Here is a 12,648-nt window from a genome sequence, read left to right as displayed (position 1 = left end):
GTAGCGATGAGAAGAGTTAGGATGATAATAATATGGATATTAATATCTGTAATATTACAATGCGGAGTACTATTTTATTTAAATAACTTTTATTTCGCAGAAAATACAGATGTTAGTATGCAAAAGATATCAATAGCAGATACAATGAACGAAAAAACAATTCATGTAGAAATACCTTCAGATGCAAGTAATGTTGGTATATCATTTGATGGAGTATATATTGTATATAAAGAAAATGGTGTATATAAAATTGCAGATTCATCAACAGGAAATATTAAGGATTTGGGAACATCTGAAAATCCAATTCTTTTTGCAAAATGGATAACTGGTAGAGATATGCTTTTAAATCTTCAAGTTAATGATGGTGAAGTTGTTCTTTATAGTTATGATGCACAAACAGGTCAAAATAGAAAATTAGTTAATATATGTGAATATAGTAGCTCATTTACACGTTATGATATCCAAGCATCTGCAATAACAGGAGTTACTTATGTAAAAGTAGATAATGTAATATTTAGAATAGATATTAACCAAATAAGTGCACAAGTAATTTATCCAGTTGTACAATTCTTAGGTAATATAGATACAATGCCAACTAAAGATAGATTAGTTTATTTAGCTAATCAAGGTAATGTATTACATTTAACACAACCGGCAGAAAGAATACCTATGAATACAGCTAAGCCATTAAATATTTTAGGAATAGATGATAATGGAGTAATATACTTAGGTGAAATGGAAAATGGATATGTAACTAGTATAATAACTAAAAATTTAAATAATCCTCTAGACCCAAGTAAAACTATAGCATTAAAAGAACCAGTAACAAATAATGATATAAGTGTTCGTCAAAGTGGAAAAATTTATGTTAACTATAATATGCAAAATGAAGTAGAAGAACTTCAATCTAAGACTATTACACCATATAATGGTCAATTCTTAGGATTCTATCAATATGGAGTTTCAACTCTTAAAGACGGAAAATACTATAAGCAAACTTTTAAATAATGAAAAGAGACTATCTAATTCAAGATAGTCTCTTTTGTTATAAATATATATGAGACTACAGTGGTATAATATTACTAGAATATTTAAGGAGGTGAAGTTAAGTTATTTCTATTAATTTAGACATAGCTTATAGAATATGAGATGTGAATTATTATCAGTAGGAACAGAAATTCTTTTAGGAGATATAGTAAATACGAATGCACAATTTTTAGCAAAAGAATTAGCTAGTATGGGAATAGATATTTATTATCAAAGTGTTGTAGGAGATAATAAAGAAAGGATGCTTCAAGCTTTTAAAGAAGGATTAAGTAGAAGTGATATGATAATTACAACAGGGGGTCTTGGGCCAACAAAAGATGATATGACAAAAGAGCTTGCATGTGAATATTTTGGATATAAGTGTGAGCTACATGAGGAGAGTCTTGAAAGTATAAAAGAATATTTTAGAAGAATGGGAAGAGAGTTTGTTGAAAGTAATGAAAAGCAAGCATATTTTCCTAAAGAAGCTATAATATTAAAAAATAATGCTGGAACAGCTCCAGGAGCAATTATAAAGAAAGATGATAAAACAATAATAGTTTTACCAGGACCTCCAAGTGAAATGAAGAGAATATTCAATGAAAGTGTTAGACCTTATTTAGAAAAACTTACAGGCTATACTATAGTTTCAGAAGTTGTGAGAATTCATGGAGTTGGGGAAAGTAAAGTAGAAGAACTTGTTCAAGATTTAATTGATAATGGAAAAAATCCAACAGTAGCCCCTTATGCAAAAGAAGGAGAAGTTACTTTAAGAGTAACTGCAAAAGCTAAAACAAAAGAAGAAGGAGAAAAATTAATAGACCCAGTTTTAACAGAAATTAAGAATAGACTTGGCGATTCAATATATAATATTGGAGAAGATGGATTAAACTTAACAGTTGCAAAATTATTAGTAGATAAAAAGCTAACTATAGGAACTAGTGAATCATGTACTGGTGGTTTACTTGGAGCAGGTCTTATAGATTATCCAGGAATATCAATCTCATTTTTAGAAGGAGCTATTACTTATTCTAATGAAGCTAAAATAAAAACTTTAGGAGTTAAGGAAGAAACTTTAGAAAAGTTTGGAGCAGTAAGTGAAGAAACTGCTAGAGAAATGGCAGAAGGAATAAGAAAAAGATGTGGAGCAGATATAGGAGTTTCAACAACAGGAATTGCAGGACCAGATGGGGGAACAGATGATAAGCCAGTAGGTCTTGTTTATATAGGATTATCTATTGGAGATAAAACAATAGTAACTAGAAATGTGTTTAATGGAGATAGAAATTCTGTTAGACGTAGAGCATGTCTTAAAGCCTTTGATATGATAAGATTAGAGATTAATAAATAAAATGTCTAAAAGAATAAAAGGATAGAGAATAATTAACTTTTATGTATATGTAGTAATATATTTATTATGTATGCATAAAGTTATAAATATAAAACAATCCCTCTTATCTTAGGAGCGTTAAGAGGGATTGAATCTGTATATAAATAAAATGGGGGAGAGGCGATTAATTAATGAAGCAAATAGCCTCAGTAATAATTATCTCCTCATATTAAAAATTTATACTATGGAAAATTTAAAATTTAGGAGAGGTTATGAGAAAAGTTTATAGGAGCAATTTGTTTTTCTTTATTATTTTAGTGGGAAGTATATTTGGAAATATAGTACTTGGAAGATTATTTGTTAGATTTAATATAACTGATAGCAGAATAATGCTTTTAACAAGTCATGTAACACTATTTCTATTACCATCTATTTTATATGTTATATTTACTAAACAAAGCTTTAAGGATGTTTTTAAATTTAACAAACTACCATTTAAAGATTTGTTGCTAGTAATACTACTTGGCTTTATATGTGTTCCATTAATGAGTCTTTTTGGAGTTATAAGTAGTTTATTTTTTGAAAATACATTAAGTACATTTATGAATGATATTTCATCTACTCCATATATTATTCTAATGTTATTGATTGCAGTTATGCCAGCTATAACTGAAGAATTTACTTTAAGAGGAGTAGTGCTTCAAGGATATGATGATAAAAGTAAATTTAAAGCAGCTTTGATGTGTGGAATAATGTTTGGAATTTTTCATTTAAATGCGCATCAATTTTTATATACTATGGTGATGGGATTTATACTTGCTTATGCAGTAAGAGTTACAGGTAGTATATATACTTCAATGATAATGCACTTTATATTAAATGGAACATCTCTAACATTACAAAAAATAATTTCTATTACAGGAAGTAGCAATGCTTTAGAAGAAGCAGTAGAAGCATCATCAAGAATAACAGGATCATCTGGAGAACTTGCAGTTTTACTCGTAGGAGCTGTATTTTGGATAATAGTACTGGGAATATTGGCTTGGGTAATCCTTTGGAAATTAGAAAAGAGATATAATATAAGAAATGGAATAACATTAAAAGAAATTCAAGAATTTAAGTATAAAGAAAGTGATGAGAGAATAATAAATTTACCTTTTATTATGTCTGTAATAGTATATTTTGTATTTATGTTTTTATTTAAATTTTAATAAAATAAGCCCTTTAGTTTTATCTAAAGGGCTTTAAAAATTTTATTTAAAAGAGGTAAAGTACTTTTTGTGAACCCAACCTCTAGAATTTTCACTTCTATCAATAGGTAATGCAACATAAAACCAAGTACCACCATTATAAATAGCTTGATCTAATATTCTTACTTCCATATATATAGAAGTTTTTTTTATTAAACTATTAGCATCAGGTGAAAGATATATCATAGAATTATGTCTTATTACTCCTATTTTAGATTGTGGTATTTTGAAATCAATTTTTATTTGAGTATCTCCATTAGGGATACGGCTTTTTAAGCTATTTATTGTACTATTTAAAACTATTAAGTCATTTTTTAAAGATGAAATTTTATTTTCATATGTGAATATAAGAAATCCTGAAGTTCCCAAAATTAAAATAATTAAAATTATATATAACATAAAATAATCTCCTAAAAATACTATTAATATAAGTATATTTAGGAGAGTTAATAAAAATACATAATTAAATTTAATTATTAAATTCAGAGAACTTCTTTGTGAAATCTCCATTTTTAGCATAAGCATAAAATTTATTGTAGAATGCCATTCTATTAGAACTTTCTAATCCTTTTTCTTTATCTTCAAGATTAGCAAGTTTTATTTGTCTAAGAACAATATCATTTAAAGGAACTGTTTTCGCATTTTTCATCATATCAAACATTGTCATAAATGTAGTTGTTCTGCCTATACCTTCTTTACAATGAAAGTGTAACCAAGAGTTTTCAGGTAAGTTAGCAACTGAACTTACAAAAAGATCTACCATTTCTGGAGTTGGAAGTTTTGTATCTGTTACAGGAATTCTTATATATTGATTATTGTTTTCTTTAATAAGAGTTTCTTCAGAATAAACTTCTTTAGGAACAATGGTAGTGTTCTTAATAGTTAAAGGTTCACCTATTTTTATTTTAGCAAGTTGAGCGTTATTTCTGGCAATAACTTGATTATAACTTAAGCCCATATTAGCTTTGTCTCCATCACCTTCCCAACTAATAGGAAGACCATTGATAAATCCGTGAGATTCTTGTCTTAAATCTATAAAAACAAGATTTTTATCAGATGGTAATTGTTTTTTTAAAAGTTCTAAGTTGAATTTTGAGAATTGTTGACTTCCAGAAATATTTAATTCTTTTAATCCACTTAAATTAAGATTTGTTGAATTATCAACAGGATCAGTAGATTTTCTAAAATTATTTGGAAGTCTGTTAGTATTATTATTATCAAAAACTAAAATTTGTTCACTAATAGGAACTTCATTATATTGAAGAGCTAATGTAGAAACAGAGCCTCCAAATAAAGAAAATGAAATTAAGACCAATAAAAATGGAATTAATTTAAAAGTTTTTTTCATAAAAAAATCACCTCTTTCAAAATATAGGTTTTTCAAAAGATAGTGATTTTATTACTTATATTTATAAAAAATATATTAAAGTGATTTTATTGCTTCATCTAAAACTTTACCAATTGAATCATTAATAACTAAATTAGCTTTAGAATCAGCAGAAGTTTTGCTTTTATTTATAAGGACAAGATTTTTACCTCTAAAATAATCAATAAGTCCAGCAGCAGGATAAACAACTAAAGAAGTTCCACCAATAATTAAAGTGTCAGCTTGACTTATTGCTCTTACAGCTCCATTAATAACAGCATTATCTAAACCTTCCTCATAAAGTACAACATCAGGCTTTACTTGACCTCCACAATTAGTACAAATAGGAGCTCCTTTTGATTTTAATACAAAATCAGCATCATAAAATTGACCACATTTAGTACAGTAATTTCTATGTACTGAACCATGAAGCTCAAAAACATTTTTAGAACCAGCAGCTTGATGAAGACCATCAATATTTTGAGTAACAACAGCCTTTAATTTCCCCATTTTTTCAAGTTTAGCTAAAGCAATATGGCCAAGATTTGGTTTAGCTTCAGGATATATAAGTTTAGCTTTATAAAAATTAAAGAATTCTTCAGGATATCTAACATAAAAAGAGTGAGAAACAAGTTGTTCTGGTGTAAAAGTCATATTTAATTTTTCATTAAAAAGACCTGTAGCACTTCTAAAGTCAGGTATATTGCTTTCTGTGGATACTCCAGCTCCTCCAAAAAAAACTATATTATTACTTTCTTTTATAATCTGAGTTAATTCTTCTATTTTAGTATTCATTAAATCATCTCCAAACAATATTTATAATTATATTATTGACATTTAGTTAAATAAGGAAAAATAATAAATTCGATTTTATATTAATTATACACCATTAATTTATTATATAAGTAATATATATATAGTGAGAATTTGAAGAGGTGTATAAATGAAGATTTGTATTATTTATGGTAATGAAAGACGTGAAAATACTTATAATACAGTTAAAATAATAAAGGATGAACTTAAAACTAAAGATGATATAGAATTTGAAGAATATTTTTTACCGAAAGATATGCCAAAGTTTTGTAATGGATGTTTTAATTGCTTTTATTATGGAAAAGAAAAATGTCCTCATTCAGAATATACATTGAAAATATATAATAGTTTTAAAAGTGCAGATGGAATAATTTTTGCTTCGCCTACTTATGTTATGGATGTTACAGGGCAAATGAAAACTTTGTTAGATCATTTTGGGCATATGTATATAGTTCATATGCCAATGGAAGAAATGTTTAAAAAATCAGTATTTATTGTTTCAACTACTGCTGGAACAGGAACAAAGCATGTAATAAATACAATAAAAAGATCTGTTAAGTATTGGGGTGTAAGTACAATAGTTGAGTGTGGGCTTAATGTAAGAAGTACTAAATGGAATGATATATCTGAAAAAAATAAAGAGAAATGTATAAAAAAATTAAAAATAAAAAGTAATAAATTTTATAATTCTATAGGAAATAATAATAGGCCAAGTGTATTTGTAAGAATAATGTTTAATACATTTATTAAAGTTCATAAAATGGATAATGCGATTAATATAGAAAAAGAGTATTGGAAAAATAAAGGATGGTTAGATGGAAAAAAACCTTGGAAATAAATTTATAAAAGAGAGGATAAATTTATTTTAGAGAATTTAATTATATGAAAAAATAAGATAACAAAATTTATATAAATAAAAATTATTATTTTATTTTGTGAAAATTATATAGATATAAGAAATAAATATATGAAATTAGCTTTATTTAATATAGTGTGTTACAATTAAAGTACAATATGTAGTTTGATATCATACGTGCAGTTGTTTAACTGCGCGTTTTTTTTATATTTTTATAAAAAAGTAAATCTACTATTGAAAAATAATTAAAGGAGTGAGGTTTATGTTCAAAATAAATGATTATATAATGTATGGAACAACAGGAATTTGTAAAGTGATAGATATTGTTGAGGAAAAAGACAGAAATTTTATCAAAAAAGAATACTATGTTCTTAATCATATATATGAAAATAATACTATAATAAAAATTCCAACTGATAATACTAAGATTTTTATGAGAAAAATATTATCAAAAGAAGAGGTAGAAGATATAGTAGAAAATGAAAAACTTAGTGAGTTAATATGGATAGATAGTGAGAGACAAAGAAATGAAAGTTTTAAAGCTTTAGTTAAAACTGGAGATTTTTCTAATTGGGTTAAGTTAGTAAGAAGTATTACTGCAAAAAAGAAAGAAAAAAATGCATTAGGAAAAAAATTAACTCAATCTGATGAAATAATTATGAAAAATTCAGAAAAATTATTATTTGAAGAGTTAAGTATAATATTTGCTTTTAATGAAAAGGAAGCATATAAATATATATTAAATTTGTAAAAATAAAAACTAGAATTTAATTCTAGTTTTTTTATTTGGAGAAAAAGATATGATATAATAAATTTGATATTTCCTAAAAAAGGAAAAGGGGAGAGAGAATGAATTATAGAGAAATACATATAGAAGATATAAAAGAATTAGTAGAAATTTATATAGAAGCATTTAATGCTCCACCATGGAATGATAAATGGACAATAGAAACAGCTAGTAAAAGATTAAGTCAAATGATAAAAAGTGAAGGGTTTTATGGAATAATAGCTGAAGAATCTAATATAATTTATGGATTAATATTAGGGCATGAAGAGCAATTTTATGATGGAGTACTATTTAATATAAAAGAGTTTTGCGTAAGAAGTAAATTAAAAGGACAAGGTTTAGGTAGCAAAATTTTTAATGAATTTGAAAAAAGATTATACAATAAAGGGATAAATGAAATAATTTTATTCACATGCAAAAGCAATGAAACTTTAGAATTTTATAAAAAGAGAGGATTAAAAGAATATAAGAATTTAGTTATAATGGGAAAAAATCTATAAAGGAAATAGGTGATTATGAAGAAAGTAGTGGTTATATATGGGTCAAAGTATGGAACAACTGAAAAGTATGCAAAATGGATATCAGAAGAGTTAAATTGTGATTTATTCAGCTATAAAAATATGAAAAAAGATAATCTGCTAAATTACGATATTATTATATATGGTGGAGGGTTATATGCAGGTGGAGTAAAAGGAATATCAATTCTAAAAAATAACTTTGAGAAAATAAAAGCTAAAGATATAGTTATATTTACATGTGGGCTATCAGAGCCTAAAGATATGAATGATGTAAATCAAATAAATTCTAATATAAATAGAATATTTGATTTACAAAAAAATAAAATAACTATATTTAATTTAAGAGGTGGAATAGATTATAGTAAACTTACATTTTTGCATAAAACGATGATGAAAATGCTTAAAAAGAAAGTAGAAAATATTGAAGAAGAAAAGCTAACAAATGAAAACAGAGAATTTTTAGACACATATGGTAAGAAGGTATATTTTATGGATAAAACAGAAATACGAGATATAGTAGATTTGGTTAAGAAAAAAATGAATTTATAAAATATGTGAGAGGTATTATGAATGAATTTTAATGAATTATTAGAAATAGCAAGGACTACGCTAAATCCACGAAAAATATCAAGAAGTTCATATGCAGGTTCAGTTGCAGCAGTAATTTTAACTGATAAAGGAAGTGTGTATAAAGGAGTATGTATAGATACTCCAAGTTCTATGGGCTTTTGTGCAGAACATTCAGCAATTGCAGCTATGATAACAGGAGGAGAAACAAGAATAGTTAAAATTGTATCAGTTTATAAAGATGGAAATATTGTGCCACCTTGTGGAAGATGTAGAGAATTAATAAATCAAATAAATGATGAAAATTATAAAAGTGAAGTATTATTAGAAGATAAAATAGTAACAATATCAGATTTACTACCAGAGATGTGGAATTAAATTACTATATTTTAATATAATTAAGGAAAATTTATATAGATTAGCTGCTTAATAGGCTAAACAAATAAGTGTAGGATAGTTAAAATAAATCTTTTATATAAGAGGGGATTAGTTTATACTAATTTGAAAAAATAAAAAATTGTGAAATATTCTATAAAAAGATAGTACTTGGAGATGAGATTAGTGAAAAATAGAATATATATCAAGATAATAGGAGATAGTATAGCAGCCGGAGAAGGAACTTCAGATTTTAAAGAACTTGATTCAACTTTAATTAGAGTAGATAATATTGATTTTAAAAATGTGCAAACTAAGAAAAGTTGGGGAGCATTATTAAATGAATATTTAAATAAAGAAAATAAAAATATAGTTTTAAATAATAATGGATGTTGTGGAATGAACTCAACACAATTAAAAGAAAATATAAATAAACTAGTTTCAGAAAAAGATGATATAGTTTTTATTTTAATAGGCTTAAATGATAGAAAAAGAGAAAATGGATTAAATGAATTATATAGTAATTTAAAGTATATAATAAATCAGTTAAGAGATAAAAAAATAATATTAATGACTCCTATAATTTCTACAAAAGAAAATGAAAATAAACCAAGCAGAATCCATCATACAATAGATATAATAAATATAATAAGAAAAATAAGTAAAGAAGAAAATATAAAATTAATAGATAACTATAAAAAGATAGAAAATTATTTAAAAGAAAATAATCTTTCAATAGATAAAATAATGATTAAAGAAAATTGTTTAAATGATGGATTGCATCCAACAGACTTGGTCCATAAGTTAATATTTGAAAATATATTAGAAAGTAAAATAATATAAGTTTATAGAAGAAATATAAAGAAGATATTTATAATAAATATGAAATCAAAAGAGTATTGAAGAATTTTTTATTTATATATAATTTTATATAGCAATAAATTTAAATCAAAATTATATATTTAGCTATTAAGGTGATAAGATTTTTTAGAAATGAAAGAGTCCTAAGAATTACATAAAATTGAATTATTAATTCTAAAGCTAAGAAATGAATATTGAAATTTTGAAGTTTATATTATTTAATATATGTATTTAAAATAGATATATTGAAATTAGCTTTAGAATAATATTTGGATTGAAAAAATAATTATAAAAAAATGTTGACAAATAATAAAACATAATATAAGATATAATACGTAAGATACAAATAAATCTAGTGACGATGGCATAGAGGAAACACTCCTTCCCATTCCGAACAGGAAAGTTAAGCTCTATAACGCCGATGGTACTGCATGGGAGACTGTGTGGGAGAGTAGGAAGTTGCTAGGTACATTGTATGGCTCGATAGCTCAGTCGGTAGAGCAGAGGACTGAAAATCCTCGTGTCGCTGGTTCGATTCCAGCTCGAGCCACCAAAAGCACTAACTTTAAAGTTAGTGCTTTTTTTATATAAAAAATAAAATAAATGAAACTAAATAACTTCAATAATCGTCTAATTTATATATAAGTAATTTAAAAAATAATATGGAAAATAATGATTAAGATTCAGAAAAAATAGTAATAATTAAAAATAGAATTTTATATTGTAAAATTAATAATAAAACAATAAGATTCATTTAAGAAGTTGTTAAGGAATTCTTAATAAATTAATTGTAAAATAAATACAGATGGATTATTGGAGGAGAAATTATGGTATATGAGGAAGAAAGATTAAACATAAAGAGAGAAGAGAAAACAATAACTATGGGATTAATAATAGGATTAATAATAGGATTAATAACTGGAATTTTATTAGATATATTAATATTAGGAGTTTCTTTTTTTTCTATAATAGGAATTCTGGCAGGAAGTTTAATTAACGTTATGAATAGAAATAAAAAAATAAGTCAATAAAATTTATTTGATTGAATAAAATATATAGTAGCCTTTTTTATAGGAGAAATATATATGGAGTTTGTAATAGGAACATCATTTATAATTTTATTTTTAGTTATGATAGTAAGGGATTCAATCAGATCAAAAAATATAAGAAAGAATGAATGTTTATATGATCAAGAAACAGTAAGGATAATGAGGAACTATAAACTTATAAATGATGATGAATACAGACTGATGATTGAAAATCTAAAGAAAAAGGAAAAATGATCTATAAAGACAAATTAAAAAGACAATTTAAAGAATAGAGGTAAATTAAGTAGTAAAAATATTACTTGATTTACCTCTATTTTTATACATTTTCTATTTGCCAATCAATAGGTGAAAGATTATTTTTTTCTAGAAATTCATTTGTTTTAGAAAAAGGTTTGCTACCAAAAAAACCTCTCCTAGCAGAAAGTGGACTAGGATGAACTGATTGCAGTATCAAATGTTTAGGATTAGTTATTAGAGATTTTTTAGATATAGCATTATTTCCCCATAATATAAATACAACAGGAGTATCTTTTTCATTTACTAAAGAAATTATTTTGTCAGTAAATATAGACCATCCTATTTTTTGATGAGAATTTGCATGACCTTCTATAACTGTCAAAGAAGTATTTAATAAAAGAACTCCTTGTTTTGCCCATTTTTCTAAAAATCCATTGTTAGGAATATAGCATCCTAAATCATCATGTAATTCTTTATATATGTTAATAAGAGATGGAGGAATCTTTACTCCGACATTTACTGAAAAGCTTAATCCGTGAGCTTGATTAGGTCTATGATAAGGATCTTGACCTAATATAACAACTTTAACATCTTCATAATTTGTGATATTTAAAGCTTCAAAAACATTTTTCCTTGGAGGAAAAATAGATTTATTAGAATATTCTTCATTTAATAAACTCATAATTTTTTTATAATAATCTTTTGAAAATTCTTCTCTTAATAAAGAAGACCAAGATTTATTTATAACATATCCCATAGAAATCGTGGCTAAATGCCACTTTACACATCCTTTCGTAATCAGTTGATATGGTTTTAGTATAACACAAAATAAAATTTTCATTATTCAAAATTTTTAGTTAAATTAAAAAAACATTTCCTAGAGTATCTATATATTTAATTAATAGAAAAAAAGATTATATAAGAGTATTTAAGTAATAAATTAAAAATTTACATAAAAATAATTTAGAACATAATAAAAAAGGTGTTAAGATAATACATGTCGCTTGGCTAGTCCAACAAAAAAACAGCTAAGCAATCAAAATACTTATGATTATAACTTTGAAAAAAGTTGTTGACATAATAATATTATGATGATAGACTAAATAAGTCGCCAAAAGCGATGAAGAAAAATGGTCTTTGAAAATTGAACAGAATAATATATAAGCAAACTTAAACCAGCAATTCTTTTATAAGTAAGTTTTAAGAGCTAAAAGATTAAACTTTTTATTGAGAGTTTGATCCTGGCTCAGGACGAACGCTGGCGGCGTGCCTAACACATGCAAGTCGAGCGATGAAATTTTCTTCGGAAAATGGATTAGCGGCGGACGGGTGAGTAACACGTGGGTAACCTGCCCTATAGAGAGGGATAGCCTTCCGAAAGGGAGATTAATACCTCATAATATCCTAGTATCGCATGATACATGGATTAAAGGAGCAATCCGCTATAGGATGGACCCGCGGCGCATTAGCTAGTTGGTGAGGTAACGGCTCACCAAGGCGACGATGCGTAGCCGACCTGAGAGGGTGATCGGCCACATTGGGACTGAGACACGGCCCAGACTCCTACGGGAGGCAGCAGTGGGGAATATTGCACAATGGGGGAAACCCTGATG

General features: G+C 26.1%; 15 protein-coding genes, 1 tRNA gene and 2 rRNA genes. 14 read left to right on the top strand and 4 right to left on the bottom strand.

Features of this window, described 5'->3' with window-relative positions; translation table 11 throughout:
- Window positions 1-6: 6 nt before the first annotated feature.
- The 3 genes from CLTHE_RS06115 to CLTHE_RS06105 all read left to right on the top strand — a co-directional run bounded on the left by CLTHE_RS06115 (window position 7) and on the right by CLTHE_RS06105 (window position 3,567).
- On the top strand, window positions 7-1,008 hold the full coding sequence (locus tag CLTHE_RS06115; protein WP_002596626.1) for a hypothetical protein: 1,002 nt from the start codon (window positions 7-9) through the stop codon (window positions 1,006-1,008).
- 136 nt (window positions 1,009-1,144) lie between these two features.
- Window positions 1,145-2,377, top strand: coding sequence for a competence/damage-inducible protein A (locus CLTHE_RS06110; protein WP_080022469.1), 1,233 nt, complete (start codon window positions 1,145-1,147; stop codon window positions 2,375-2,377).
- A 296-nt stretch (window positions 2,378-2,673) separates the two neighbouring features.
- Window positions 2,674-3,567 carry a CPBP family intramembrane glutamic endopeptidase gene (locus CLTHE_RS06105; protein ID WP_158082673.1) on the top strand — a complete coding sequence of 298 codons (894 nt, stop codon included), beginning with the start codon at window positions 2,674-2,676 and terminating at the stop codon, window positions 3,565-3,567.
- Window positions 3,568-3,609: 42 nt separating this feature from the next.
- On the opposite strand, the gene CLTHE_RS06100 is transcribed toward CLTHE_RS06105, so the two are convergent.
- From CLTHE_RS06100 to CLTHE_RS06090, 3 genes are all read right to left on the bottom strand, one after another.
- Window positions 3,610-4,005 carry a hypothetical protein gene (locus tag CLTHE_RS06100; protein WP_080022467.1) on the bottom strand — a complete coding sequence of 132 codons (396 nt, stop codon included), beginning with the start codon at window positions 4,003-4,005 and terminating at the stop codon, window positions 3,610-3,612.
- 70 nt (window positions 4,006-4,075) lie between these two features.
- Window positions 4,076-4,954: a fused DSP-PTPase phosphatase/NAD kinase-like protein gene (locus CLTHE_RS06095; RefSeq protein WP_080022466.1), complete on the bottom strand. Its 879-nt coding sequence runs from the start codon at window positions 4,952-4,954 to the stop codon at window positions 4,076-4,078.
- Window positions 4,955-5,029: 75 nt separating this feature from the next.
- A complete protein-coding gene (locus CLTHE_RS06090; RefSeq protein WP_080022465.1) occupies window positions 5,030-5,767 on the bottom strand; it encodes an NAD-dependent protein deacylase in 738 nt (245 codons plus the stop codon).
- A gap of 148 nt (window positions 5,768-5,915) precedes the next feature.
- Between CLTHE_RS06090 and CLTHE_RS06085 the strand changes: the two genes are divergently transcribed.
- The 10 genes from CLTHE_RS06085 (at window position 5,916) to CLTHE_RS06040 (ending at window position 11,032) form a co-directional block, all read left to right on the top strand.
- On the top strand, window positions 5,916-6,623 hold the full coding sequence (locus CLTHE_RS06085; protein WP_080022464.1) for a flavodoxin family protein: 708 nt from the start codon (window positions 5,916-5,918) through the stop codon (window positions 6,621-6,623).
- A gap of 280 nt (window positions 6,624-6,903) precedes the next feature.
- Window positions 6,904-7,392, top strand: a complete 489-nt coding sequence (locus CLTHE_RS06080) for a CarD family transcriptional regulator (protein WP_080022463.1) — start codon at window positions 6,904-6,906, stop codon at window positions 7,390-7,392.
- A gap of 98 nt (window positions 7,393-7,490) precedes the next feature.
- Window positions 7,491-7,928: a GNAT family N-acetyltransferase gene (locus CLTHE_RS06075; protein WP_080022462.1), complete on the top strand. Its 438-nt coding sequence runs from the start codon at window positions 7,491-7,493 to the stop codon at window positions 7,926-7,928.
- A 15-nt stretch (window positions 7,929-7,943) separates the two neighbouring features.
- Window positions 7,944-8,495, top strand: coding sequence for a flavodoxin domain-containing protein (locus CLTHE_RS06070; protein ID WP_080022461.1), 552 nt, complete (start codon window positions 7,944-7,946; stop codon window positions 8,493-8,495).
- 21 nt (window positions 8,496-8,516) lie between these two features.
- Entirely contained in the window at window positions 8,517-8,891 is a 375-nt protein-coding gene (locus tag CLTHE_RS06065) for a cytidine deaminase family protein (RefSeq protein WP_080022460.1), read from the top strand.
- A 183-nt stretch (window positions 8,892-9,074) separates the two neighbouring features.
- Window positions 9,075-9,731, top strand: coding sequence for an SGNH/GDSL hydrolase family protein (locus CLTHE_RS06060; RefSeq protein WP_158082672.1), 657 nt, complete (start codon window positions 9,075-9,077; stop codon window positions 9,729-9,731).
- A gap of 369 nt (window positions 9,732-10,100) precedes the next feature.
- Window positions 10,101-10,217, top strand: a 5S ribosomal RNA gene (gene rrf / locus CLTHE_RS06055).
- 9 nt (window positions 10,218-10,226) lie between these two features.
- A tRNA-Phe gene (locus CLTHE_RS06050) sits at window positions 10,227-10,302 on the top strand.
- Window positions 10,303-10,576: 274 nt separating this feature from the next.
- On the top strand, window positions 10,577-10,780 hold the full coding sequence (locus tag CLTHE_RS06045) for a hypothetical protein (RefSeq protein WP_080022458.1): 204 nt from the start codon (window positions 10,577-10,579) through the stop codon (window positions 10,778-10,780).
- A gap of 54 nt (window positions 10,781-10,834) precedes the next feature.
- Entirely contained in the window at window positions 10,835-11,032 is a 198-nt protein-coding gene (locus tag CLTHE_RS06040) for a hypothetical protein (RefSeq protein ID WP_080022457.1), read from the top strand.
- Window positions 11,033-11,114: 82 nt separating this feature from the next.
- Here the strand turns inward: CLTHE_RS06040 and CLTHE_RS06035 are convergent, their stop codons facing one another.
- Complete coding sequence (locus tag CLTHE_RS06035; protein ID WP_080022456.1) at window positions 11,115-11,792, bottom strand: uracil-DNA glycosylase; 678 nt, start codon at window positions 11,790-11,792, stop codon at window positions 11,115-11,117.
- Window positions 11,793-12,258: 466 nt separating this feature from the next.
- On the opposite strand from CLTHE_RS06035, the gene CLTHE_RS06030 reads away from it, so the two are divergent.
- A 16S ribosomal RNA gene (locus CLTHE_RS06030) occupies window positions 12,259-12,648 on the top strand; the annotation flags it as partial.

Origin of the sequence: Clostridium thermobutyricum DSM 4928, from assembly GCF_002050515.1 — a bacterium.
GTDB classification, from domain to species: domain Bacteria; phylum Bacillota; class Clostridia; order Clostridiales; family Clostridiaceae; genus Clostridium; species Clostridium thermobutyricum.
The sequence above is the reverse complement of the archived record's forward strand: the minus strand, read 5'-3'. Positions and strand labels throughout refer to the sequence as shown.

What these genes read in the sequence shown, in the direction of transcription:
- CLTHE_RS06085 (WP_080022464.1), top strand. Translation starts at nt 5,916, where the DNA reads ATGAAGATTTGTATTATTTATGGTAATGAAAGACGTGAAAATACTTAT.
- CLTHE_RS06075 (WP_080022462.1), top strand. Translation starts at nt 7,491, where the DNA reads ATGAATTATAGAGAAATACATATAGAAGATATAAAAGAATTAGTAGAA.
- CLTHE_RS06035 (WP_080022456.1), bottom strand. Translation starts at nt 11,792, where the DNA reads ATGGGATATGTTATAAATAAATCTTGGTCTTCTTTATTAAGAGAAGAA.
- CLTHE_RS06040 (WP_080022457.1), top strand. Translation starts at nt 10,835, where the DNA reads ATGGAGTTTGTAATAGGAACATCATTTATAATTTTATTTTTAGTTATG.
- CLTHE_RS06045 (WP_080022458.1), top strand. Translation starts at nt 10,577, where the DNA reads ATGGTATATGAGGAAGAAAGATTAAACATAAAGAGAGAAGAGAAAACA.
- CLTHE_RS06065 (WP_080022460.1), top strand. Translation starts at nt 8,517, where the DNA reads ATGAATTTTAATGAATTATTAGAAATAGCAAGGACTACGCTAAATCCA.
- CLTHE_RS06080 (WP_080022463.1), top strand. Translation starts at nt 6,904, where the DNA reads ATGTTCAAAATAAATGATTATATAATGTATGGAACAACAGGAATTTGT.
- CLTHE_RS06100 (WP_080022467.1), bottom strand. Translation starts at nt 4,005, where the DNA reads ATGTTATATATAATTTTAATTATTTTAATTTTGGGAACTTCAGGATTT.
- CLTHE_RS06070 (WP_080022461.1), top strand. Translation starts at nt 7,944, where the DNA reads ATGAAGAAAGTAGTGGTTATATATGGGTCAAAGTATGGAACAACTGAA.
- CLTHE_RS06090 (WP_080022465.1), bottom strand. Translation starts at nt 5,767, where the DNA reads ATGAATACTAAAATAGAAGAATTAACTCAGATTATAAAAGAAAGTAAT.
- CLTHE_RS06115 (WP_002596626.1), top strand. Translation starts at nt 7, where the DNA reads ATGAGAAGAGTTAGGATGATAATAATATGGATATTAATATCTGTAATA.
- CLTHE_RS06110 (WP_080022469.1), top strand. Translation starts at nt 1,145, where the DNA reads ATGAGATGTGAATTATTATCAGTAGGAACAGAAATTCTTTTAGGAGAT.
- CLTHE_RS06095 (WP_080022466.1), bottom strand. Translation starts at nt 4,954, where the DNA reads ATGAAAAAAACTTTTAAATTAATTCCATTTTTATTGGTCTTAATTTCA.